Source organism: Streptomyces sp. NPDC023723 (genome assembly GCF_040639815.1).
Classification (GTDB): Bacteria; Actinomycetota; Actinomycetes; order Streptomycetales; family Streptomycetaceae; genus Streptomyces.
The window spans coordinates 450989-474785 of sequence record NZ_JBFAAP010000002.1; the positions used below are offsets into that span (position 1 = coordinate 450989).

The window sequence follows — 23797 nt, forward strand, 5'->3', positions numbered from 1 at the left end:
TCAGGAACTGCTCACGGCCGTCTAACGGCCAAGGGTGCGCGCGGCCTCCACCGCCCAGTAGGTCAGGATGTTCCGCGCCCCGGCCCGCTTGATCCCGGTCAGCGTCTCCAGGATGGCCCGGTCCCGGTCGATCCAGCCCTTCTCGGCGGCGGCCTCGATCATCGAGTACTCGCCGGAGATCTGGTACGCGGCGACCGGCACGTCCACGGCCTCCGCGACCTTCGCGAGGATGTCGAGGTAGGGCCCGGCCGGCTTGACCATCACCATGTCGGCGCCCTCCTCCAGGTCCAGCGCCAACTCCCGCATGGACTCCCGCACATTGGCCGCGTCCTGCTGGTAAGTCTTCCGGTCCCCCACCAGCGACGACCCGACAGCCTCCCGGAACGGCCCGTAGAAGGCGGACGCGTACTTGGCGGTGTACGCGAGGACGGCCACGTCCTCCCGCCCGATCTGGTCGAGAGCGTCCCGGATGACACCGATCTGCCCGTCCATCATCCCGCTGGGCCCGACGACGTGCGCCCCGGCGTCGGCCTGCACCTGAGCCATCTCGGCGTACCGCTCAAGGGTGGCGTCATTGTCGACCCGCCCCTGATCGTCCAGCACCCCGCAGTGCCCATGATCGGTGAACTCGTCGAGACAGAGATCGGACATGACCAGCAACTCGTCCCCGACCTCGGCCCGCACGTCCCGCAGCGCGACCTGGAGAATCCCGTCCGGATCGGTCCCGGCCGTCCCGAGCCCGTCCTTCTTCTCCTCCTCCGGCACCCCGAACAGCATGATCCCGGAGATCCCGGCCGCCACCGCCTCGGCGGCGGCCTTCTTCAGCGAGTCCCGGGTGTGCTGCACGACCCCCGGCATCGCCGCGATCGGCACCGGCTCACCGACCCCCTCCCGCACGAACGCCGGAAGAATGAAATCAGCGGGATGCAGCCGCGTCTCGGCCACCATCCGACGCATCACGGGGGTGGACCTCAGCCGCCGGGGCCGGCTTCCGGGAAAGCTTCCATACGTCGACATACCACCAACGCTACGCCCGCCCCACCCATGCCTTTGCCGACGAGCAGTCGGCCCGGCGGTCCGCTCACGCGCCCTCCGCGAGAGCCCGGAGGGATCGGAGCAATTCTCCGCGCTGCGCCTCGTCGAGAGGTGCGAAGAGGTCGTGCAGCACACCGACGGACACCTGCCGGCCCGCCGCGAGCGCGGTACGCCCCGCCTCGGTGAGGGCGTGCTCGATACGTCGGCCGCGGCCTGCGGACCGAACGATGAGCCCACGGTCCACGAGCCGGTTCGCGAGGGTGCCGAACGCCTGATCGCTCTGGAACGTCGCGCCGGCGAGTTCATGCCCGGAGGCTCCCGGCATCCGCTCGATGGCACGCAGGGCGTCCCACTGGACGAGGCTCACCCCGATCTCACTCAGCGCGGCATCCATCGTGCGGTGGTTCCGGTACTGCGCACGCTTGATCGCCTGTCCGAGGGCTTCTAGATCGGTCGCCATGGTGTTAGCTTATCAACACGCTTACATAAACATGTTGATTTACAGAGGAGCACCATGCCCTTCCCCCTTCCCGACCTCCCCGAGGACCTCCCCGTAGTTCAGGCCGGCACCCCCGGGTCACGCACGGCACTCGTACTGCACGGCGGCGGCGGACCTCGCACCGTCGCGCCCGTCGTGGAACACCTCTCGGCCACCCTGCACGCGTTCGGGCCGACCCATCCCGGCTGGGACGGCACTCCGCGCCCCGACTCCCTCACCTCGGTCGCGCGGCTCGCGGCCGCCTATCTCGCCCGCCTGCTCCAGCACGGCGAGCGTGACGTCGTGCTGGTCGGATCCTCGATCGGCGGGTGGATAGCCCTCGAAATGGCCGTGCAGGCCACCGCTGACGAGCGGTACGCGGGACTGATCGGGGCCGTGGTCGACATCGACGGCGTCGGTGCGGTCGTGGCGGGCGAGCCCGTGGCGGACTTCTTCGCCCTCGACGCCCGCGGGCTGGCCGAGGCCGCCTGGCACGATCCGGAGCGGGGATACGTCGACCCGGCCGGGTTCACCGAGAAGCAGCGCGCGATCCAGCAGGCGAACGCACGCACGATGGTCGCCGTCGCCGGTACGGGCATGAGCGACCCGACGCTGCTCGGTCGGCTCGGCGCGGTGAACGTCCCGACGCTCGTCGTGTGGGGCGAGAGCGACCGGATCGTCACGCCGGCCTACGGGCGGGCCGTCGCCCGCGCGGTGCCGGGCGCGCGATTCGCCGAGATCCCGGCAGCCGGTCACCTCCCGCACCTCGAAGCCCCGGCCGCCACCTGGGCGGCGATCGACCCGTTCCTGGCAAGGCCCTAGAGATCGATCTCCGCCCACACGGTCTTGCAGGGCGCGGGCCCGTTCACCACCCCCCACCGGTCCGCCAACTCCCCCACCAGCAGCAGCCCGTACCCGGACTCCCCATCCGTCGCCGCACTCGCCCCGGGCAGCGCGTCCCCCCGGGCGTCGACGACCTCGACCCGCAGCACCCCCGTCTCCCCCACGGACAGACCGAGCCGGAAACTCCGCCCTGGCACCCGCCCGTGCAGGACGGCGTTCGCCGCCAGTTCGGCCACGACCAGCCGGGCGGGGTCCAACGGCATCTCCCACGCCGCCAGTTGTTCGGCGGCCAGCAGCCGGGCGAGACGCGCACCGCGCCGGGTGGCGGAAAGCGGCACGGAGAAGTGCCGGGTACAGGTGTTTTGTCGGTTCACATCACAGAGCGTGGTGGCGCGTGCGTAGCCTGTGAAGAGAGTCGGCCCGTGCGGTCGGGGCCTGTCCGGATGACAACCGACGACGTCCGGGACGTACGACAGGAGGGGTGGCGGGCATGAACGAATGGGACGCGGCGGACCCGGAGGACGCCGAGGCCGGGGGCGTGATCAGAACGGTCGCCCGGCAGCTGAAACTGTGGCGCGAGTCCGCCGGCCTGACCCAGCCGGAGTTCGGCGCGGCCATCGGATACGGCGAGGAACTGGTCTCCTCCGTCGAACGGATGCGGCGCATTCCTCGCCCCGAGTACCTGGAGAAGGCGGACGAGGTCCTGAACGCGGGCGGCAAGATCGCGGCCCTGAAGAAGGACCTGGCGGAAGTCCGGTACCCGAAGAAGGTACGGGATCTGAAGAAGGTGGAGGAGGCGGCGGCCGAGCTGTGCGCGTACAACAACTCCGTCGTTCAGGGACTGTTGCAGACCGAGGAGTACGCGAGGGCAGTACTCGGCGCGCGCAGGCCGCCCTTCACCCGCGAGAAGCTGGAGCAACACCTGGCAGCCCGCATGGTCCGCCAGGAGATCCTCACCGACGCCACGGGCCACCCTGTCTTCAACTTCGTGCAGTGCGAATCGACCCTCCGGCGACTGATCGGAGGCAAGACGGTGATGCGCAGGCAGCTCGAACGCCTGTTGGAGGTCGCCGAATTCTGCAATGTCGACCTCCAAGTCCTCCCGCTAGGCTGCGAGGAGAACTCAGGGCTCGATGGTTCGTTCAGGTTGCTCCGCCTCAAAGACGGCACGACGGTGGGGCACTTGGAGGTGCAACAGTTCAGTCGGGTGATCACCGACCCGAAAGAGGTGCAGCTCCTCGACATGAACTACGGGGTCATCCGGGCACAGGCTCTCAGCCCTCGGGAGTCGACAGCCCTCATCGAAAAGGTACTTGGAGAGACATGAAGCTGGAATGGATGAAGAGCAGCTACAGCACATCTTCCGGCCCCGACTGCGTCGAGATAGCCACCCCCGACCACGACCAGCCCCGCATCCTGATCCGCGACTCGAAGGACCCGGCCCGAGGCCACCTGACCATCACCCCCACCACCTGGACGGCCTTCCTCCCCTACGCCTCCGAGGGCTGACCGGCAGACCCCGCCGTCGGCGCCCGGCCCGCGTCCGCACCCCGGACAGCGGGCCTCAGCATCACGGCACCGACGATCAGCGCGACCAGTACGAACCCCGCCGCGCCGAGGAAGGCCACCCGGTAGCCGCCGGCCAGCGCCTCCACGTCGGTCTTCCCGGCCGCCGTGAGGCTGCTCGTGCGCGCGGTGACCAAGGCACTCAGCACGGTGAGGCCGACGGCGCCGCCGATCTGCTGGGTGGTGTTGAACAGCCCGGACGCGACGCCTGAGTCGATGGGCGTGACGGCGGCCATGCCGAGCCCCATGATGGCCGGCGCGGCCAGGCCGAAGCCCAGACCCATGGTGAGACTCGCCGGCATGAAGTCGACCAGGTACGCACCGTCGACTCGGGCGAACGACAGCATCACGAAGGCGGCGACAATCAGCACAAGGCCGCCGAACAGCATCGGACGCTGACCGAACCTGATGACGAGCCGGGCTGAAAGCCCCAGCGAGACCGCCGCGATCACCACCGCGACAGGCGCGCAGGCCAGCCCCGCCTCCAGGGAGCTGTACTCGAGTACGCGCTGCAGATACAACGTGCCGAAGAACAGCAGACCGAACATGCCCGCGATCATCATGAACTGCACGACGTTCGCCGCTGCCAGACTCCGCGAGCGCAAGAGCCGCAGAGGCACCAGCGGATGCGCTGTCGTGGCCTGCCGGACAACGAACCCGCCGAGCAGCGAGACGGACAACAGCCCCAGCAGCAGCGTCCGGGCCGAAGACCAGCCGGCGTTCTCGGCATCCATGATCGTGTAGACCAGCAGCATCACACCGGCGGTGACGAACAGAGCCGCCAGGAAATCGGTCCCCCCGCGCTTCCCCTCACCACGATCCCTGGGAACCGTGCGCAGGCCCACCACGACGAGCAGGGCCCCGATGGGGAAGTTGATGAAGAAGATCCAGTTCCAGCTGAGCAGATCGGTGAGGACACCGCCGAGCAGCGGCCCGATCGCACCACCACCCGCGGAGGCAAAGCTGTACGCGCCGATGGCCTGAGCCTGCTCGCGCCGGCCGGAGAACATGGTCGCGACCATGCCGAGGACGCAGGCCGACGCGACCGCACCGCCGATTCCCTGGAGGAAACGGGCCCCGACCAGCGTCACCTCGCTGCTCGCGAACCCGCACAACAGGGAAGCCGCGCTGAACAGCGCGATACCCGCGAGGAAGACCGCCCGCCGCCCGACCAGGTCACCGAGCCGTCCGGCCAGCAACAGCAGGCCGCCGAAAGGGATGACGTATGCGTTGACCACCCACACTAGGTTCTCTGCGGAGAACCCGAGACCTCGCTGAACGGCGGGTAAGGCCACATTCACGATGTTCTGGTCAAGAACGATCATCATCTGGCCGACGCAGAGCACGGCGACAGTCAGCCAGGCCGACGTGCTCGTCCGCGAGGCGCGCTGATCCCTCTCCATCCGGAGCCCCTCCCTAAGTGCACCCTTTGTTACAGCGGCCATCTTCTGTAACCATGTCGCGCAGGGGAAGGAGGCACTTTTATGTCACAGCGTCACACGCAGGTGTCCGAGCAGGTCATCAACGAGGGGTGCCCCGTCACCGAGGTCCTCGACCACGTGGCGGGCAAGTGGAGCATCGGCATCCTGGTCGCCGCCGCACTCGGCCCCGTCCGGTTCACCGAACTGGAGCGCGGCATCGAGGGCATCAGCCGCCGGATGCTCACCCTGAACCTGCGCAAGCTGGAACGCGACGGCCTCCTGATCCGGACCGTGTACCCCACCGTGCCACCGAAGGTCGAGTACAGCCTCACACCCATGGCACAGGAACTGCACGCCCATCTCACCGGCCTGGTGGACTGGGCGCAGCGCCACCGCACCGCCATCGCCGCCGCCCGAGCCGTCTACGATGCCGCACCAGGGCGATGACAAAGCAGGGCGGATGACAAAAAAGCGGGGCACTCCCGAAGGAGCACCCCGCCTCACCTCACCGGACCTCAGCTGGTCGTAGTAGACCGCCGCCGCCGCGACCCCGGCCGCCGCTCGCTCGGCCGGGTCACCGGATCGCCCGCCTCCAGCGCCGCCGCCCGCCGCCGCAGCCCGAAGTCGGCCAGTGCCTCCGCCAGCTTCAGCACCGACGGCTCGGGGGCCATCACGTCGACCCGCAGCCCGTGCTCCTCGGCCGTCTTGGCGGTCGCCGGGCCGATACAGGCGATCACCGTCACGTTGTGCGGCTTGCCCGCGATGCCGACCAGATTCCGCACCGTCGACGACGAAGTGAACAGCACCGCGTCGAAGCCGCCGCCCTTGATCGCCTCCCGCGTCGAAGCCGGCGGCGGCGACGCCCGCACCGTCCGGTAGGCGGTGACGTCGTCCACCTCCCAGCCCAGCTCGATCAGCCCGGCGACCAGCGTCTCCGTGGCGATGTCGGCACGCGGCAGGAAGACCCGGTCGATCGGGTCGAAAACCGGATCGTAGGGCGGCCAGTCCTCCAGCAGCCCCGCCGCCGACTGCTCTCCGCTCGGCACCAGGTCCGGCTTCACGCCGAAGGCGACCAGCGCCTTCGCGGTCTGCTCGCCCACCGCCGCGACCTTGATCCCGGCGAAGGCCCGCGCGTCGAGCCCGTACTCCTCGAACTTCTCCCGGACCGCCTTGACCGCGTTCACCGAGGTGAAGGCGATCCACTCGTAGCGGCCCGTCACCAGGCCCTTGACCGCCCGCTCCATCTGCTGGGGCGTACGCGGCGGCTCGACCGCGATGGTCGGCACCTCGTGCGGAACCGCCCCGTAAGAGCGGAGCTGGTCGGAGAGCGACGCCGCCTGCTCCTTCGTACGCGGCACGAGCACCTTCCAGCCGAACAGCGGCTTGGACTCGAACCACGAGAGCTGATCGCGCTGGGCGGGGGCGGAACGCTCGCCGACCACGGCTATCACCGGCCGGCCACCGTCCGGCGACGGCAGCACCTTCGCCTGCTTCAGCGTCTGGGCGATCGTGCCGAGGGTCGCCGACCACGTGCGCTGCCGGGTCGTCGTACCGGCGACCGTCACCGTCATCGGCGTGTCCGGCTTGCGGCCCGCCGACACCAGCTCACCGGCCGCGGCGGCCACCGAGTCCAGCGTCGTGGAGACGACCACCGTGCCGTCCGAGACACCGACCTCGGTCCAGCACCGGTCCGAGGCGGTACGGGCGTCCACGAACCGGACGTCCGCGCCCTCGGCGTCGCGCAGCGGAACACCGGCGTACGCGGGCACCCCGACGGCCGACGCGATGCCGGGGACGACCTCGAAGGGCACTCCGGCCGCGGCGCACGCCAGCATCTCCTCGGCGGCGTACGTGTCGAGCCCGGGGTCCCCGGTCACCGCACGTACCACCCGCCTGCCGCCCCGCGCGGCCTCCATGACAAGATGTGCGGCATCCCGCACGGCGGGGACACCAGCGGTAGTTGACGCGCTGTCAACCACCGCCAGCTGAGGCGTGCCTGTGCCAGGAACCGGACCACCGGACGGGTCCGGGTCGGTGTGCACTTCGGCCACGCCGTGCCTGGCGTGCGTACGTACGACGTCGAGCACCTCGTGCTCGGCGACGAGGACGTCCGCGTGCGCCAGCGCCTCGACGGCGCGCAGAGTCAGCAGTCCCGGATCTCCGGGTCCGGCACCGAGGAAGGTGACGTGCCCGTGTTCCGGACCGGCGGCGGGAAGGGTGGTGGGGCTCAATGTGCTCGCTCCCCCATCAGACCGGCCGCGCCCTGGGCGAGCATCTCGGTGGCGAGTTCGCGACCGAGTGCCAGCGCCGCCTCGTGCGTTGCGGGCACGGGACCGGTGGTGGACAACTGCACCAGCGTCGAGCCGTCGGTCGTGCCGACGACGCCGCGCAGGCGCATTTCCTTGACAGTCTGCCCGTCGGCCAGCAGGTCGGCCAGCGCCCCCACAGGTGCGCTGCAACCGGCCTCCAGGGCGGCGAGCAGTGACCGCTCGGCGGTTACGGCGGCCCGCGTGAACGGGTCGTCGAGTTCGCCGAGCGCGGCGATCAGTTCCGCATCGGATGCGGTGCACTCGATCGCCAGTGCCCCCTGGCCGGGGGCGGGCAGAACCGTGTCGACCGACAGGAAGTCGGTCACCTCGTCGCTGCGGCCGATCCGGTTCAGTCCGGCGGCGGCCAGTACGACGGCGTCCAGGTCACCCTTGCGGACGTATCCGATCCGGGTGTCGACGTTGCCGCGGATCGGCACCGTCTCGATGTCCAGGCCGTGCGCGCGGGCGTACGCGTTCAGCTGCGCCATGCGCCGGGGGGCGCCGGTGCCGATGCGCGCCCCGCGCGGCAGGTCGGTGAACTTCCGCGCGTCCCGGGCGACCAGCACGTCGCGCGGGTCCTCGCGCTCCGGTACGGCGGCCAGCACCAGGCCGACGGGCTGCGCGGTCGGCAGGTCCTTCAGCGAATGAACCGCGAAGTCGACCTCGCCCCGCAGCACCGCCTCGCGCAGCGCGGCCACGAACACCCCCGTGCCGCCGATCTGCGCGAGCTGCTCCCGCGACACATCGCCGTACGTGGTGATCTCGACCAGCTCAACGGGCCGTCCGGTCACCTGGCTCACGGCGTCCGCCACCTGCCCGGACTGGGCCATGGCGAGCTTGCTGCGCCGCGTCCCCAGTCTCAGTGCCTTCTCGGTCATGCCGGTCCTCGGTTCTTTCCAGTACTGTTCCCGGCCCGGGAGACGGCGGCCACCGTCTCGGGGTCGAGGTCGAACAGGGTGCGCAGCGCGTCCGCGTACCCGGCGCCGCCGGGCTCGGCCGCGAGCTGCTTGACCCGCACGGTCGGCGCGTGCAGCAGCTTGTCCACCACGCGCTTGACGGTCTGCGTGATCTCGGCGCGGTGCTTGTCGTCCAGGCCGGGCAGCCGTCCCTCCAGCCGGGCCACCTCACTCGCCACCACCTCGGCGGCCATGCTGCGCAGCGCGACCACGGTGGGGGTGATGTGCGCCGCCCGCTGCGCCGCCCCGAAGGCGGCCACCTCGTCGGCGACGATCCGCCGCACCATGTCCACGTCGGCGGCCATCGGCGCGTTGGCGGAGGCGTCCGCGAGCGACTCGATGTCGACCAGCCGGACCCCGGCAAGGCGGTGCGCGGCGGCGTCGATGTCCCGCGGCATGGCGAGGTCGAGGAGGAAGAGGACCGGCTCCGGGCGCGGCACCTCGGCCACCGGCTCGGGCCGGCGCATCTCGGGCACCCGCCCGGCCCCGGCCGCGACGGCGGCCAGCGCGGCGATCAGCTCGGCGTCCGCCTCCCGCGACCGGTCGGCGTCCGACACCGCCGTGCCGCCCGCGGCCCACGCCCCGTGCTGCTCCAGCGTCGCCGCGTCCATCCCGGCCACCGCGGCCTCCCCCATCACGGAGAAGCCGGAGGTCAGGCCGGTCGGTACGGCGGACAGGTCCAGCGGGCAGCCGTCCTCGGTGCCGACACTGGTCGGCGGCAGCACCAGCGCCTCGGCGTCCGGCGCCGGGGCGATCGCGACGGGTTCGCCGGTACGTCCCTCGACCGCCGCGGCGACCGCCTCGCCGGTGAGCACCAGGCCGGTCGCGCCGGTACAGGAGACGGCGACGTCGGCACGTGTCAGCTCGGCCGGCACCGCGTCCATCGGTACCGCGCGGGCCAGCACGTCCGTGTCGTCGCCCTCACTCAGGATCCGCGCGAGCCGCTCGGCCCGCTCGAAGGTGCGGTTGGCGACCACCACCTCGGCGACCCCGGCCCGCGCCAGCGTCGCGGCGGCCAGCGAGGACATCGACCCGGCCCCGATGACCAGGGCCTTCTTGCCCCGGGCCCAGCCGGCCGGGTCCGCCCCGGCGGCCAGCTGCTCCAGGCCGAAGGTGACCAGGGACTGCCCGGCGCGGTCGATGCCGGTCTCCGAGTGGGCCCGCTTGCCGACCCTGAGCGCCTGCTGGAACAGGTCGTTCAGCAGCCGTCCGGCGGTGTGCAGCTCCTGCGCCCGGGCCAGCGAGTCCTTTATCTGCCCGAGGATCTGGCCCTCGCCGACGACCATCGAGTCCAGACCGCAGGCCACCGAGAACAGATGGTGGACGGCCCGGTCCTCGTAGTGCACGTAGAGGAAGGGCGTGAGCTCCTCCAGGCCGACCCCGCTGTGCTGGGCGAGCAGCGTGGAGAGCTCGGCCACCCCGGCGTGGAACTTGTCCACGTCGGCGTAGAGCTCGATCCGGTTGCAGGTGGCCAGCACCGCGGCCTCGGCGGCCGGTTCGGCGGCGACCGTGTCCTGGAGCAGCTTGTTCTGCGCGTCCGCGTTCAGCGAGGCCCGCTCCAGGACGCTGACCGGGGCGCTGCGGTGGCTGAGTCCGACGACCAGGAGGCTCATGCCGGCATCACGGCGGGGACGTCGTCCCCGTCAGGACCCTTGTCGGCGGCGGCGGGGCGCTTGCGGGCGGCGGCGGGCACGGCGTCCTGCGCCGCCGCCTCCTCACCGGCCTTGCGCTGCTCGTGGAAGGCGAGGATCTGGAGTTCGATGGAGAGGTCGACCTTGCGCACGTCGACGCCCTCGGGGACGTTCAGCACGGTCGGCGCGAAGTTCAGGATGGAGGTGACCCCGGCCGCCACCAGCCGGTCGCAGACCTGCTGGGCGGCACCGGCGGGGGTGGCGATCACGCCGATGGACACCCCGTTGTCGGTGATGATCGTCTCCAGCTCGTCGGTGTGCTGCACCGGGATGCCGGCCACCGGCTTGCCGGCCATCGCGGGGTCGGCGTCTATCAGCGCGGCGACCCGGAACCCGCGGGAGGCGAACCCGCCGTAGTTGGCGAGCGCGGCGCCGAGGTTGCCGATGCCGACGATGACGACCGGCCAGTCCTGGGTCAGGCCCAGCTCCCGGGAGATCTGGTAGACGAGGTACTCGACGTCGTAGCCGACGCCCCGGGTCCCGTAGGAACCGAGGTAGGAGAAGTCCTTGCGCAGCTTCGCGGAGTTGACTCCCGCCGCGGCCGCCAGCTCCTCGGAGGAGACCGTGGGCACCGAGCGCTCCGACAGTGCGGTCAGCGCGCGGAGGTACAGCGGAAGCCGGGCGACGGTGGCCTCGGGAATCCCTCGGCTGCGGGTCGCCGGTCGGTGTGTTCGGCCAGTTGCCACGGTGCTCCTGCGGGTAGAGCGGGGCTGTAGGCGGTCATACGTCCCTACATGACCGCCCCGTCGAATGCAGGCTATGTCTTTGTGAACGCGTGCACAAAGATGGTGTCCGATTTGCCCGGCCAACGTGACCGGGGTCACGCGCCCCCGGCGCACGAACGGGGAACCGGCGCGCCCGCGCACACGTTCCTCTCCTATTGGGGGCAAAGCCGCCCACGCTCCTCACGATCCACGCCCCCGAGACCAGGTCGCCATCGATTTTAAGCGACCATCCGGCAGCTCTTGGACTACTCGGACTACTGGGACTACTCGGTCAGTGCCCTGCGCAGACGTTCCTCGTTCACACGCCAGAAGGTGTGCTGGCGTCCGTCGACGAGGACGACGGGAATCTGCTCCCAGTACTCGTCGTGGAGCCGGCGGTCCTCGGTGATGTCCCTCGCCTCCCACGGGACGCCGAGGTCGGCGCACACCTTCTCGACGACGAGCTGTGCGTCATCACACAGGTGGCAGCCGGGTTTGCGGATGAGGGTGACGAGATGGTTCTCGGGACGGGACTGGTGCTCAGGACGCGGCGGCGTCTTTCGGCGGAAGACGGGGCTCATGCCCGCCATTCTCGCGCGCCCCGGGCCGTACGGAAGCCCCGCGGCCAGGCCCCCGCGACGCGCCGGGCACACCGCTTCTTTAACGGCACGGTCGCGCAGAGTTCACAGCCTCCCAACCTCTCGACTCCGGAACGTCCGAACAAACTGGCTATGCTCACGAGCATGGCCGCTCTTGGATGGCTCACTCCCCGGAGGCGCTCCGCCACCGCGCGCAGCGTGCTGGCAGGCGAGGCGTCGGCGGAGGCAGCCCGCAAATCCACCCAGCACCTCCCCGCGCCCGAATCCGCCGGTGAGCCGGACTTCCCGGTGCACGGCGACGACCGGGCCGCCGCCTTCTTCGACCTGGACAACACGGTGATGCAGGGCGCCGCCCTCTTCCACTTCGGCCGCGGCCTGTACAAGCGCAAGTTCTTCGAGACCCGCGACCTGGCCCGGTTCGCCTGGCAGCAGGCGTGGTTCCGGCTGGCCGGCATCGAGGACCCCGAGCACATGCAGGACGCCCGCGACTCGGCGCTCTCCATCGTCAAGGGCCACCGCGTCTCCGAGCTGAAGTCGATCGGCGAGGAGATCTACGACGAGTACATGGCCGAGCGGATCTGGCCGGGCACCCGCGCGCTGGCCCAGGCGCACCTGGACGCGGGCCAGAAGGTCTGGCTGGTGACCGCCGCCCCGGTGGAGATCGCCCAGGTGATCGCCCGCCGCCTCGGCCTGACCGGCGCGCTCGGCACGGTCGCCGAGTCGGTCGACGGCGTCTACACCGGCAAACTGGTCGGCGAACCCCTGCACGGCCCGGCCAAGGCCGAGGCGGTACACGCCCTGGCCGCCGCCGAGGCCCTGGACCTGACCCGCTGCGCCGCCTACAGCGACTCGCACAACGACATCCCGATGCTGTCCCTGGTCGGCCACCCCTACGCGATCAACCCGGACTCCAAACTCCGCCGCCACGCCCGGCAGCTGGACTGGCGGCTACGGGACTACCGCACCGGCCGCAAGGCCGCCAAGGTCGGCATCCCGGCCGCGGCCGGCGTCGGCGCGGTGGCCGGCGGCACGGCGGCGGCCATCGCCCTGCACCGGCGCCGCGGCCAATCCCTCTGACGTACCCCGGCGGCCCCGGATCACTCCCCCATTTCGCACCCGGGCACAACACGCTCCGTAACGACGCCGAACCCAGACCCTTTCGATCAATAACCGATCACTATCCGGCACTTGATCAGCCGTCATTCGGTTACGTAAGCGACGTAATCGATGATTTGAGCAACTGGGTGTAGCAGGGCCTGTACGAAGCGTTATTCTCCTCAGACGCAATCCGGTACCCCCCTGTCGCTACGACGGGTGAAAGGTCCCGCACTGCACGTGATGGAAGCTCTGCCTCTGGGAGTCCCGTGTACCCACACGTCGGGGTTGACGCCTCGGGCCTGGCTACGCTGCGCGCAACGGTCAAAACGCTCCACGACCTGCTGCGCGACCTCGTCCCCACCGCGTATGCCGTCCCCACCGCGTACGCCGTCCCCGCCCTCGTCTCAGCCGCCGCCCCCGCCGGCCCGGCCTACGCGCTCGCCGACGGCGGCGCGGCCGTCGGCAGACGCGGACGGGCGTCCGGGACGACCGTCCGCCGGCCCGCCGCGGACAGCGACAGCGCCCGGATGATGGACCTGGTCGAGCGCGCCCAGTCCGGCGAGGCCGACGCCTTCGGGCGTCTCTACGACCAGTACAGCGACACCGTGTACCGGTACATCTACTACCGCGTGGGAGGCAAGGCCACCGCCGAGGACCTGACCAGCGAGACCTTCCTGCGCGCCCTGCGCCGCATCGGCACCTTCACCTGGCAGGGCCGCGACTTCGGCGCCTGGCTGGTGACGATCGCCCGCAACCTGGTCGCCGACCACTTCAAGTCCAGCCGCTTCCGCCTGGAAGTGACCACCGGCGAGATGCTCGACGCCAACGAGGTCGAGCGCTCCCCCGAGGACTCCGTCCTGGAGTCCCTCTCCAACGCCGCCCTGCTGGACGCCGTACGCCGGCTCAACCCCCAGCAGCAGGAGTGCGTCACGCTGCGCTTCCTCCAGGGCCTCTCCGTCGCCGAGACCGCCCGCGTGATGGGCAAGAACGAAGGCGCCATCAAGACCCTCCAGTACCGCGCCGTACGCACCCTCGCCCGGCTGCTCCCGGACGACGCCCGCTGACCCTCTCAAGTCACCCTCGGTGACGGCCCGTTGACTCCCCGCCCCGCTTGCCCGCCGCGCGTAACCCAAGTGCCGCGCCGCTCGTTGTGCGGGATGCAGGCTCCCTGTGGTCACTCCCTGGCCGAGTCCGATCGCACGATCGGGTGGTCGTGGCCAGGGTGTGCAACCCTCAGGACCCCCTGGGGAGTCGACCGTCATGACGAGAGGAGGTGCCGCCAGTGATCGCGAACGTATCGGCGCACCGGCGGGCGAACGCCTTCGCCCAGGCTCTGGAGGAGCAGTCCGAGCGGAGCCCGGCGGCCGAGCAGCCCGAAGGACCGGCACCGGCCGCGGCCCCCGCGGACCGGACCGAGCAGGGCCGCCTGATGGCCCTGACCACCGGTCTCGACGCGCTGCCCAAGCCCGAGCTGGACCCGGAGGTCAAGGTCGTCCAGCGGGCCCAGCTGGTGGCCGCGTTCGAGGCCATGCTCCAGGAGGGCACCGCGGGCGGCGAGGCGGACCCGGCGGTACCCGAGCAGCGCCGCGCCCGCGGCGCCCACCGGGCGACACCGCTCAGAAAACTCCGGCCCCGCTCCCGGCTGGCCAAGGGCCTCACCGCCGGCGGCCTCAGCGTCGGCGTGGCCGCGGGAGCCTTCGGCGGAGTGGCCGCGGCCAGTTCCGACGCCCTGCCGGGCGACTCGCTCTACGGCCTCAAGCGCGGCATAGAGGACTTCAAGCTGGGCCTGGCCGAAGGCGACACCGAGCGCGGCCGCGGCTACCTCGACCGGGCCTCCACCCGGCTGAGCGAGGCCCGCCGGCTGCTGGAGCGGGACCGCGGCGGCGCCCTCGACCACGAGACCCTCGGCGAGATCCGCCGCACCCTGTCCGGCATGGGACAGGACGCGACCGAAGGCCACCGGCTGCTCAGCGCGGCCTACGCCCGCGACCCCGACTCGCTCGACCCGATGCGGGCGCTGTCCGCCTTCTCCCGCTCCCACCGGGACGCCTGGGGGATCCTGCGCGAGCGGCTGCCCGTCCAGCTCGGCGACGTCAGCGAGCAGGTGTCGTCGGTGTTCGACGCCATAGACGAGGACGTGGCCCCGCTGCGCTCCCTGCTCCCCCAGCCGCCGTCCCAGGGCGGCGACCCGGGCGAGCGCGGCGGCGGCTCCGGCTCGGCCGGCACCACCCCGCCCGACCGCACCGGCAGCTCGGCCCCGCCCAGCACCGGCCGGAGCGACGCCACGGAAGAGGACCGCACCGACAGCCGGCGCCCCAGCGAGTCCGCCGACTCCGACAGCGAGAAGGACGGCCTGCTCGGCGGCAGCACCGGCGGCCTGCTCGACCCGCCCAAGGAGACCGCCTCCAGCTCACCGTCGACCGGCGGCAAGACGCCCGTCCCCGAGCCGGACGTCACCCTGCCGCCCCTCCTGCCCGGCCTGCTGCCCGGCCTGGGCATCGACGGCGACGACACGGACTGACCAGCACACCGCAGCGACGCGTACGGCGGTGGGGGCACCCCCACCGCCGTACGCATGCCCGGACCGGAGAACGAAGAACGAAGAACGGGGAACGGAGAACGGAGAACGGGGAACGGGGAACGGCTCAGAAGAACACCGACCGCCGCTGCACCAGCAGTTTGTACAGCGTGTGCTGGATCTGCTCCCGCACCTGATCGGTCAGGTTGAACATCAGCATCGGGTCCTCGGCCGCCTCGGCCGGATAGTGGTCCGTCGGGATCGGCTCACCGAACTGGATCGTCCACTTCGTCGGCAACGGCACCGCGCCCAGCGGCCCCAGCCACGGGAAGGTCGGCGTCAGCGGGAAGTACGGGAACCCCAGCAGCCGGGCCAGCGTCCGGGCGTTGCCGAGCATCGGGTAGATCTCCTCCGCGCCGACCACCGAGCACGGAATGATCGGCGTCCCCGCCCGCAGCGCCGTCGAGACGAACCCGCCCCGCCCGAACCGCTGAAGCTTGTACCGGTCCCCGAACGGCTTGCCCAGCCCCTTGAACCCCTCCGGCATCACCCCGACCAGCTCGCCCTGCCCGAGCAGCCGCGCCGCGTCCTCCGCGTCGGCCAGGGTGTGACCGAGCTTGCGGGCCAGCTCGTTGACGACCGGCAGCACGAACACCAGGTCCGCCGCGAGCAGCCGCAGATGCCGCCCCGCCGGATGGTGGTCGTGCACCGCGACCTGCATCATCAGGCCGTCCAGCGGCAGCGTCCCGGAGTGGTTGGCGACGATCAGCGCGCCGCCCTCGGCCGGGATGTTCTCGATGCCCTTCACCTCGACCCGGAAGTACTTCTCGTACATCGGGCGCAGCACCGACATCAGCACCTGGTCGGTCAGCTCGGCGTCGTAGCCGAAGTCGTCGACCTCGTAGTCCCCGGTCAGCCGCCGCCGCAGGAAGGCCAGCCCGCCCGCGATCCGCCGCTCCAGACCGCCGTCGCCGCCGTCCTCGACCTCGGACGGCCGCTCCTCGCGGCCCCCGTCCCCGGCACCCGGCCGCACCGGCAGCGCCTGGACCTCGCGGACCGGCGCGGCCTCCGCCGTACCCTTGCGCCGGCTCCCCGGGCCGCCCCGGCGCCGCGCCGAGCGCTGCGCGGCGCCCCCGCGGGACCGGTCGTCGTCGAACGGAATGACCTTGGCATCCGCCATCGTTGATGCGCTCCTCAGCTGGCGCTCTGCGTCGAGGGGTGGCCGCTGCCCGTACCGGACAGCGCGGCGATCCGGTCCACGGCCTTCGCGACGACCGCCGGCGGGAGCAGTCCCGGCTCCCGGCTGCGCGCGAAGTCCGCGAACGTCTCCGCGGTGGTGTGCTTCGGCTGGAAACCCAGCGTCTCGCGCATCTGCGTGGTGTCCACGACCCGGCCGTGAGTGAGCAGCCGGATCTGCTCGGGGGAGAAGTCCGTCACCCCCAGCGTACGCACCAGGGAGCCGGCCCAGCTGACGACGGGCAGCAGCAGCGGCACGGTCGGCCGGCCCAGCCGCCGGGAACACTGGGAGAGCACCAGGACACCGTCACCGGCGATGTTGAACGTGCCGCTGTTGAGCGTGCCCCGCTCCGGTTCGTGCGAGGCGATCCGCAGCACCTCGATCACGTCGTCCTCGTGCGCGAACTGCAGCCGCGGGTCGTACCCGAACACCGTCGGCAGCACCGGCAGCGAGAAGTACGAGGCCAGCGGGGTGTCGGTGACCGGACCGAGGATGTTGGCGAACCGCAGCACGCACACCGCGACGTCCGGCCGCCGCCGCGCGAAGCCCCGCACATAGCCCTCGACCTCCACGATGTCCTTGGCGAACCCACCGCTGGGCAGCGCCTTGGCCGGCGTCGTCTCCGTGCAGACCGCCGGATCGCGCGGCGCGGACCCGTACACGTTCGTACTGGACTTCACCACCAGCCGCCGCACGGTCGGCGACTTCTGGCAGGCGCCGAGCAGCTGCATGGTCCCGATGACGTTGGTCTCCTTGACCGACGTCCGGCTGCCGCTGCCCAGCGGGGTGCCGGTGACATCCATGTGCACGACCGTGTCGGCGCCGGACTCCGCCAGCACCCGCGCGATGGTGGGCTGCCGGATGTCGGCCTGCACGAAGTCCGCGCCGCCCAGCTGGTGCTCGGGCGGGACCGCGTCCACGCCGACGACCCGGTCGACCGCCGGGTCCCGCTGGATCCGCCGCACGAAACGGCCCCCCAGCTGACGGGCCACTCCGGTCACGAGCACGACCTTGCCCACGATCAGCGCCTTCCTCTCGGTCACCTGCCGGGTTCCCCGCTCGTCGGCCAACCTAGCGGGTCGGTGTTGCGCCGGCATGACTGCCGGACCGAGACACCTGTGGCCTCCCACCGGATGGTGGGAGGCCACAGGTGACGCTCTCGCGGCGTCGCGTCGCGTACTGCTCGGTGCGACTACTTCTTGTTACGACGCTGCACGCGCGTGCGCTTGAGCAGCTTGCGGTGCTTCTTCTTCGCCATCCGCTTGCGCCGCTTCTTGATAACAGAGCCCACGACTAACCCTCGCTCACTTCTCATCACTCGGTTGTTTGGGCGCCATGGGCCCACACGACCTACGAGGGGCTAGCCTACCCGTCCGAGCGCTGAGGTCGTAATCGAGGGGCGGGGGAGGCCCGGAGGGACTCCGAGGACCTCCCCCAGGGCCGTCGTCAGGCCGTGTCCACCCCCACGAAGCTCTCGCGGAGGTACTCGTGAACCGCATTCTCCGGGACGCGGAACGACCGCCCCACCCGGATCGCGGGCAGATGACCGCTGTGCACCAACCGGTACACGGTCATCTTCGACACTCGCATCACCGAGGCGACCTCCGCCACGGTAAGGAACTGAACCTCGCTCAGAGGCCTCTGGTCTCCAGCCATGACACACCTGAACCTTCCGCACTCGACGGCCACCGGCTTCCCCTTCCGGTGACTCTTCGTCGCTGCGTGCTCACTCCCCAATGTAGGTGCGGGTGATGCGAGTGGGGAAGAGGTGCACGCATCGGCGTCCTACTGGGACAGACACGCTCGTTTGAGTACGTAGCGGGTAAGCGGCAGGTAGTAATCGGACCGCACGCCGTCATCAAGTGGAACGACGACGGACACGCACCCCTCTGCCTGACCCACGAAGAGCGCGGGGTCGTCCGTATCAGCGAGCCCGATGGCCTCGAACCCCAGCTGACCTGCTCCGCAGACCCATCCGTGGTCTCCGATCACCAGCTCCGGCAGCACCCCGCCGGCCTCCGCCGCACCGGCCAGCGCGGTCCGAACCGGGAGGGGAGAATGGGTGTGCGCGCCGGGCTCACAACCGGGGCTTTCACCCCCGCGTTCTCGCACCAACCCGACACCTCGTACGTAGTCGAGGTTGTACGTGCGTAGACCGAACCGGGTCGTTATGTCGACACAGCGACCCTGCGCCGGGGTGAGAACGGCACACCCCGCCGCCGACAGGGCGTCCGCGAGCGCGACGTAGAAGCCGAGCAGCCGATGCGGATGTCCGGTGCCGAGCACGACCGGGGCGCCGCGCCGGGCGACTTCCGCCAGCCGATCGGCGAAATCATCCAGAGCGGTCAGCGTCCGATCCGGATCGATCACATCATGCCCGCTGACGCAGCGCGGGTCGGCCGAAACCCCGCATCTGTCCGCCATCAGCTCGATAACGTCCCGCTGCTGCCACGCCCCCACCGGGTCGATCCCCAGCAGCACCCGCGGATCCCGGGCCGCGAACAGCCGATAACTCCGCAGACTCACCTCCCGCGAGGTCGCCACGACCCCGGCCAGCCGAGCCACCAGCAGATGCTCACGAAGCTCCCCGAAAGACACCACCCCCCGATGCTCCCGGCCCCCACCCCCACCCCCACCCACTTCCCCCCAACTACACCCACCCGGCCCACACACCCACAATCACCACGCCGCCGCGCCCCCCGTCACCGCGCAACCCCGTCACCGCGCAACCCCGTCACCCCGTAACCCCGTAACCCCGCCGCAGCGTTTCCGCACACCCACGGTCGCCGCGCCGCCGCACACCAGCGCCCCCGCGTCACCCCGTCACCGCGTCACCGCGTCACCGGGCCGCAGCGCACCGGCGTCACCCCACCTCCGCGCCGCCGCACACCAGCGCGCCCGCGTCACCCCGTCACCGCGTCACCGCGTCACCGCGCCGCAGCGCACCGGCGTCACCCCACCTCCGCGCCGCAGCGCACCCGCGCCGCCGCGCACCCGCGCACCGCGTAACCGCGTAACCGCGGGCAATCGTGCCGCCAGGGGCGGCACGGGTGGGCGCGGCGGCACCCCGCACCGCCGGGCCGCGCCAACGCCCCCACCCAACACCGCGCACCCCGCCAACACCGCGCACCCTCACCCCAACCCGACCAACCGCCCCCACCCCACCCCTCCCCACCCACCCCCCAAGAACCGTCAGTAGACAACCGTCACGCCAACAACCCCCGCAACGGAAACACCGCCCGCCGAGCCGCCAACACCGCCTGATCCACCCGATCCGCAGGGTCGTACCCCGCCTCCCACCCCACCCACGACACCGGCCACCGCCCATCAGTCATCCGCACCGGCCCACCCTGCCGAGTCCGCGCGAACACCTCCCCCCGCCAAGCCTCCGGAATCACCGCCTCCGGCAAGACCTCCCGCCCCGCCGCGATCCCCACCAGATGCGTCCACGACCGCGGCACCACATCCACCACCGCGTAACCACCCCCGCCCAGCGCCACCCACCGCCCCCCGGCGTGCTCGTGCGCCAGCTCATGACACGCCACCTGCACCGCCCGCTGCGCGTCCACCGACACCGCCAGATGCGCCAGCGGATCCTCGAAGTGCGTATCCGCCCCGTGCTGCGTCACCAGCACCTGCGGCCGAAACGCGGCCACCACCTCCGGCACCACCGCGTGGAACGCCCGCAACCACCCGGCATCCCCGGTCCCCGCCGGCAGGGCGACATTCACCGCCGACCCCTCCGCGGCCCCGTCCCCACCCGTCTCCTCCGGCCACCCGCTCCCCGGGAACAACGTCCGCGGATGCTCATGCAACGACACCGTCAGCACCCGCGGATCCGCCCAGAACGCCGCCTGCACCCCGTCCCCGTGATGCACGTCGACATCCACGTACGCCACCCGCTCGACGCCCAGCTCCAGCAACCGCGCGATCGCCAGCGCCGCGTCGTTGTACACACAGAACCCGGACGCCGCCCCCGGCATCGCGTGGTGCAGCCCGCCCGCGAAGTTCACCGCGTGCAGCGCGTCCCCCCGCCACACCGCCTCCGCCGCCCCCACCGACTGCCCGGCGATCAGCGCCGACGCCTCGTGCATCCCCGCGAACGCCGGATCGTCGACCGTCCCCAGCCCATACGCACCGTCCGCCACCCGCGGATCGGCGGACGCCGCCTTCACCGCCGCGACGTAGTCCGCCCGGTGCACCAGCCGCAGCGTCGACTCCCCCGCCGCCTTGGCCGCCACCACATCCACCTCCCGGTCCAGCCCGAAGGCCCCGACCAGGCTCCGCGTCAGCGCCAGCCGCACCGGATCCATCGGATGATCGGGCCCGAAGTCATAGCCCGTGACCGCCTCGTCCCACATCAGCTGCGCGCGCCCGCTCATGCCCGCCACCGTATCGGTCCGCTCCCGGCGCCTCGAAGGACCGGGCGTACACCACCGTCACCAGTACCAACACCATCGGCACCAGCATCGCGCCCCGGTAACTCCAGGCATCCCCGAGCGCCCCCACCAACGGCGAACCAATCAAAAAGCCCACATAGTTGAAGACATTCAGCCGCGCCACCGCCGCATCCGAGGCCCCGGGGAACAACCGCCCCGCCGCCGCGAACGTCTGCGGCACCAGCACGCACAGCCCCACCCCCAGCAGCGTGAACCCGCCCATCCCCACCCAGGCCCCCGGCGCCCCCGCCACCACCGCGAACCCCACCGCCGCGACCAGCGCCCCACCCCGCACCACGGCCACGGCCCCGAACCGCCGCACCCCGAGATCCCCGACCGCCCGCCCCACCAGCGTGGTCACCATGTACACGTTGTACGGAACGGTCGCCAGCTGCTCCGAACTCCCCAGCACGTCCTGGAGGTACTTCGCACTCCAGTTGGACACCGTCGAGTCCCCGATGTACGCGAACGTCATCACCAGACACAGCGGCAACAACACCCCGAACCCCACAACCCCGCCGCCCCCCGACTCCTTCCCCTGCCCCTTCCCCTGCCCCTGTCCCTCCCCAACCGGCCCCCCGGCCGCATCCACATACCACCGGCTCCCCACCAGCGCCGCCGGCAGCAACACCGCCACCACCGGCAGATACGACACCCAGAGCGCGAGCTCCCAGTGCGCCCCCGCCCACGCCAGCGAGGCCCCCAGAATCCCGCCCAGGCTGTACGTCGCGTGGAACCCGAGCATGATGCTCCGCCCGTACGCCCGCTGCAGACTGACCCCGAGCATGTTCATGGAGGCGTCCAGCGCCCCCACCGCCAGCCCGAACGCACCGAGCGCGACGGCCAGTTCGGCCATCCCCTCCCCCAGCCCGACCCCGAGCAGCGCCAGCAGCACCACCGGCTGGGACCACCGCAGCACCCGGCTCGGCCGCACCCGCCGCACCAGCCGCTCGGTGCCCACGCTCCCCACCCCGGCCAGCACCGGCACCGCCGCGAGGAAGGCCGGCAACAGCGCGTCGGACACCCCGTACCGGTCCTGAATGGCCGGAATGCGCGTCACCAGCAGCGCGAACGCCACCCCCTGGGCGAAGAAGCCGAACGCCAGAGAGGCCCTGCCCCGCCGCAGCACATCCGTCATGGCGGCGAGCGTAGAGCCCCGCCCTACGCCTGGGTAGATCCCGCCAAAGATGAATCGTCGTCACCTTCCGCGCGCCGCACCGCCCGCTCGACCATCTCAAGCATCGGCCTGGCCGCCACCGCCCCGCTGACCACGAAGGTCACCCCGATCACCCCGCACATCACCACGGTCCCGAGCCACACCATCACATCGACCGGCAGCGTGTACGCCCCCACGACCCGCACCGCCGACTCCCCGGCGAACGCGACCCCCCACATCCCGGTGAACCATCGCTCGGCCCGCCGGAAATCCACCGACTCACCCCGCAACCGCCCCCAGGCCCGTTCCCGCGCGGCGTCCCCCTTGACCACCCACGGTCGCACCATCCCCGACATCATCGGCCGCCCCACCACCACGGACCCCAGCAGCACGAACCCCACCACACTCGTGATCACGCTGTCCCTGGCCAGCATCAGCCGCGGCTCCCCGGCCTCGACCCCGACGACCAGCCCGACTCCGTTGGCCAGCAGGATCAGCAGCGCGAGCCCGTTCACCGCCCCGCGCCCCGCCAGCCCCCACCCGGCCCGCAGCACCGGCAGCACACCACTCCACCCGAGCGCCGCGAGCGTACTGACCCCGACCCCGTCCTTCAGCAGGTAGTACGACCCGATGGGCGCCCCCACGTCCAGGACCAGGGAGACGAGGGTCCGGCGGGTATCCGCATGCGTCCTCATGCCCCCAGCGTCCGGGCGAACCCCGGCCGGCCAGTAGAGACAACCGTCCAGAACCCCCCAGGACAAATGTCCGTCAGGCCAGCAGCCCGAGCAGTTCCCGCATGTCCGCGAACACCTTGCCGGCCCCGGCCAGTTTCTCCGCCGGCGTCATGGCGGTGAACCCCACGACATCCATCCCCGCCGCCACGGCGGCCGCCACCCCGAGCGGACTGTCCTCGACCACGACACACCGCTGCGGTGCCACACCCATCCGCTCGGCCGCGTACAGGAACAGATCCGGCGCCGGCTTCCCCCGCCCCACATCCTCCGAGCTGAAGATCCGCCCGTCGTCGAACCACCGGTCCAGCCCGGTCGTCCGATGCCCCACCCGAATCCGCTCATGACTCCCGGACGACGCCACGCAGTACGCCACGTCCTTTGCCGCGAGTTCCGCCAGCACCCCGACAACACCGGGCACCGGCTCCAGATCCCGCTCGAAGGCCGCGAACACCCGCCCATGAAAAACATCATCGAAATCCACGGGCAGCCCCCGCCCGGTCCGCTCCCGGATCAGATCATGGACCCGATGCATCGCGGCCCCCATGTAATCCCGCAACGAATCCTCGTATGACGTCGGATGCCCGAGCTCCGTCAGATAGCCGGCCAGCAGCCGGTTGGAGATCGGCTCACTGTCGACGAGCACACCGTCATTGTCGAAGATAACCAGGTCGTAGCGCATACACCGACCCTAAACGCAGAAAACCCCCGCATCTCACGATGCGGGGGTTTCCCTTATAAGAATTGTTCGGCGGCGTCCTACTCTCCCACAGGGTCCCCCCTGCAGTACCATCGGCGCTGTAAGGCTTAGCTTCCGGGTTCGAAATGTAACCGGGCGTTTCCCCTACGCTATGACCACCGAAACACTATGAAACACAACCAACCGCCTACAACAGCGGGGCTGTTCGTGGTTTCAGAACCAACACAGTGGACGCGAGCAACTGAGGACAAGCCCTCGGCCTATTAGTACCAGTCAACTCCACACCTTACGGTGCTTCCATATCTGGCCTATCAAC

Annotated in this window: 25 protein-coding genes and 1 rRNA gene; 7 read left to right on the forward strand and 19 right to left on the reverse strand. The window is 71.0% G+C overall.

Annotated features, from left to right (window positions below; translation table 11 throughout):
* Window positions 1-21 precede the first annotated feature (21 nt).
* Window positions 22-1017: a porphobilinogen synthase gene (hemB, locus tag AB0G32_RS04900; protein ID WP_361158134.1), complete on the reverse strand. Its 996-nt coding sequence runs from the start codon at window positions 1015-1017 to the stop codon at window positions 22-24.
* 64 nt (window positions 1018-1081) lie between these two features.
* Window positions 1082-1495 carry a MarR family winged helix-turn-helix transcriptional regulator gene (locus AB0G32_RS04905; RefSeq protein ID WP_361158137.1) on the reverse strand — a complete coding sequence of 138 codons (414 nt, stop codon included), beginning with the start codon at window positions 1493-1495 and terminating at the stop codon, window positions 1082-1084.
* Window positions 1496-1549: 54 nt separating this feature from the next.
* Here AB0G32_RS04905 and AB0G32_RS04910 point away from each other — a divergent pair, with 54 nt between their 5' ends.
* Window positions 1550-2335: an alpha/beta hydrolase gene (locus tag AB0G32_RS04910; RefSeq protein WP_361158140.1), complete on the forward strand. Its 786-nt coding sequence runs from the start codon at window positions 1550-1552 to the stop codon at window positions 2333-2335.
* Here AB0G32_RS04910 and AB0G32_RS04915 read toward each other — a convergent pair.
* On the reverse strand, window positions 2332-2730 hold the full coding sequence (locus AB0G32_RS04915; RefSeq protein WP_361158142.1) for an ATP-binding protein: 399 nt from the start codon (window positions 2728-2730) through the stop codon (window positions 2332-2334). The genes AB0G32_RS04910 and AB0G32_RS04915 overlap by 4 nt on opposite strands.
* A gap of 116 nt (window positions 2731-2846) precedes the next feature.
* On the opposite strand from AB0G32_RS04915, the gene AB0G32_RS04920 reads away from it, so the two are divergent.
* Together AB0G32_RS04920 and AB0G32_RS04925 are read left to right on the forward strand one after the other, a co-directional pair.
* Window positions 2847-3683, forward strand: a complete 837-nt coding sequence (locus tag AB0G32_RS04920) for a helix-turn-helix transcriptional regulator (protein WP_361158145.1) — start codon at window positions 2847-2849, stop codon at window positions 3681-3683.
* Window positions 3680-3865, forward strand: a complete 186-nt coding sequence (locus AB0G32_RS04925) for a DUF397 domain-containing protein (RefSeq protein WP_361158148.1) — start codon at window positions 3680-3682, stop codon at window positions 3863-3865. Before AB0G32_RS04920 ends, AB0G32_RS04925 begins: the two co-directional genes overlap by 4 nt.
* Here AB0G32_RS04925 and AB0G32_RS04930 read toward each other — a convergent pair.
* Window positions 3847-5325, reverse strand: a complete 1479-nt coding sequence (locus AB0G32_RS04930) for a DHA2 family efflux MFS transporter permease subunit (protein ID WP_361158151.1) — start codon at window positions 5323-5325, stop codon at window positions 3847-3849. The genes AB0G32_RS04925 and AB0G32_RS04930 overlap by 19 nt on opposite strands.
* An 81-nt stretch (window positions 5326-5406) precedes the next feature.
* Between AB0G32_RS04930 and AB0G32_RS04935 the strand changes: the two genes are divergently transcribed.
* On the forward strand, window positions 5407-5790 hold the full coding sequence (locus AB0G32_RS04935; RefSeq protein ID WP_361158153.1) for a helix-turn-helix domain-containing protein: 384 nt from the start codon (window positions 5407-5409) through the stop codon (window positions 5788-5790).
* Window positions 5791-5858: 68 nt separating this feature from the next.
* Here the strand turns inward: AB0G32_RS04935 and AB0G32_RS04940 are convergent, their stop codons facing one another.
* From AB0G32_RS04940 to AB0G32_RS04960, 5 genes are all read right to left on the reverse strand, one after another.
* On the reverse strand, window positions 5859-7574 hold the full coding sequence (locus AB0G32_RS04940) for a bifunctional uroporphyrinogen-III C-methyltransferase/uroporphyrinogen-III synthase (protein ID WP_361158156.1): 1716 nt from the start codon (window positions 7572-7574) through the stop codon (window positions 5859-5861).
* Window positions 7571-8530, reverse strand: coding sequence for a hydroxymethylbilane synthase (gene hemC / locus AB0G32_RS04945; protein WP_361158159.1), 960 nt, complete (start codon window positions 8528-8530; stop codon window positions 7571-7573). Before hemC ends, AB0G32_RS04940 begins: the two co-directional genes overlap by 4 nt.
* On the reverse strand, window positions 8527-10221 hold the full coding sequence (locus AB0G32_RS04950) for a glutamyl-tRNA reductase (protein WP_361158161.1): 1695 nt from the start codon (window positions 10219-10221) through the stop codon (window positions 8527-8529). Before AB0G32_RS04950 ends, hemC begins: the two co-directional genes overlap by 4 nt.
* Window positions 10218-10985 (reverse strand): redox-sensing transcriptional repressor Rex, encoded by a 768-nt coding sequence (locus AB0G32_RS04955; protein ID WP_361158164.1) that lies wholly within the window; start codon window positions 10983-10985, stop codon window positions 10218-10220. Before AB0G32_RS04955 ends, AB0G32_RS04950 begins: the two co-directional genes overlap by 4 nt.
* A 302-nt stretch (window positions 10986-11287) precedes the next feature.
* A complete protein-coding gene (locus tag AB0G32_RS04960; RefSeq protein WP_361158167.1) occupies window positions 11288-11593 on the reverse strand; it encodes a glutaredoxin family protein in 306 nt (101 codons plus the stop codon).
* Between the two features lie 153 nt (window positions 11594-11746).
* Between AB0G32_RS04960 and AB0G32_RS04965 the strand changes: the two genes are divergently transcribed.
* The 3 genes from AB0G32_RS04965 to AB0G32_RS04975 all read left to right on the forward strand — a co-directional run bounded on the left by AB0G32_RS04965 (window position 11747) and on the right by AB0G32_RS04975 (window position 15221).
* Window positions 11747-12679, forward strand: coding sequence for an HAD-IB family hydrolase (locus AB0G32_RS04965; RefSeq protein ID WP_361158170.1), 933 nt, complete (start codon window positions 11747-11749; stop codon window positions 12677-12679).
* Between the two features lie 287 nt (window positions 12680-12966).
* Window positions 12967-13764, forward strand: coding sequence for an ECF subfamily RNA polymerase sigma factor, BldN family (locus AB0G32_RS04970; protein WP_361158172.1), 798 nt, complete (start codon window positions 12967-12969; stop codon window positions 13762-13764).
* 218 nt (window positions 13765-13982) lie between these two features.
* Window positions 13983-15221, forward strand: a complete 1239-nt coding sequence (locus tag AB0G32_RS04975) for a DUF5667 domain-containing protein (protein ID WP_361158175.1) — start codon at window positions 13983-13985, stop codon at window positions 15219-15221.
* Between the two features lie 124 nt (window positions 15222-15345).
* On the opposite strand, the gene AB0G32_RS04980 is transcribed toward AB0G32_RS04975, so the two are convergent.
* From AB0G32_RS04980 to rrf, 10 genes are all read right to left on the reverse strand, one after another.
* A complete protein-coding gene (locus AB0G32_RS04980) occupies window positions 15346-16398 on the reverse strand; it encodes a lysophospholipid acyltransferase family protein (protein WP_361158178.1) in 1053 nt (350 codons plus the stop codon).
* Between the two features lie 14 nt (window positions 16399-16412).
* Window positions 16413-17474, reverse strand: a complete 1062-nt coding sequence (locus tag AB0G32_RS04985) for an NAD-dependent epimerase/dehydratase family protein (protein ID WP_361158256.1) — start codon at window positions 17472-17474, stop codon at window positions 16413-16415.
* Between the two features lie 173 nt (window positions 17475-17647).
* Window positions 17648-17746, reverse strand: coding sequence for an AURKAIP1/COX24 domain-containing protein (locus AB0G32_RS04990; RefSeq protein WP_003948845.1), 99 nt, complete (start codon window positions 17744-17746; stop codon window positions 17648-17650).
* Between the two features lie 155 nt (window positions 17747-17901).
* Window positions 17902-18111, reverse strand: a complete 210-nt coding sequence (locus tag AB0G32_RS04995; protein WP_189424546.1) for a helix-turn-helix domain-containing protein — start codon at window positions 18109-18111, stop codon at window positions 17902-17904.
* 129 nt (window positions 18112-18240) lie between these two features.
* Window positions 18241-19056: a phosphatase gene (locus tag AB0G32_RS05000; protein ID WP_361158181.1), complete on the reverse strand. Its 816-nt coding sequence runs from the start codon at window positions 19054-19056 to the stop codon at window positions 18241-18243.
* A 605-nt stretch (window positions 19057-19661) separates the two neighbouring features.
* The gene (locus tag AB0G32_RS05005; protein ID WP_361158183.1) at window positions 19662-20837 is read right to left on the reverse strand and encodes an acetoin utilization protein AcuC; all 1176 of its coding nucleotides are present in this window, start codon (window positions 20835-20837) and stop codon (window positions 19662-19664) included.
* Window positions 20788-22032, reverse strand: a complete 1245-nt coding sequence (locus tag AB0G32_RS05010) for an MFS transporter (RefSeq protein WP_361158186.1) — start codon at window positions 22030-22032, stop codon at window positions 20788-20790. Before AB0G32_RS05010 ends, AB0G32_RS05005 begins: the two co-directional genes overlap by 50 nt.
* 23 nt (window positions 22033-22055) lie before the next feature.
* Entirely contained in the window at window positions 22056-22745 is a 690-nt protein-coding gene (locus AB0G32_RS05015; RefSeq protein ID WP_361158189.1) for a VC0807 family protein, read from the reverse strand.
* A gap of 73 nt (window positions 22746-22818) precedes the next feature.
* Entirely contained in the window at window positions 22819-23463 is a 645-nt protein-coding gene (locus AB0G32_RS05020) for an HAD family hydrolase (RefSeq protein ID WP_361158192.1), read from the reverse strand.
* Window positions 23464-23527: 64 nt separating this feature from the next.
* Window positions 23528-23644 (reverse strand): 5S ribosomal RNA (gene rrf / locus AB0G32_RS05025).
* Window positions 23645-23797 lie beyond the last annotated feature (153 nt).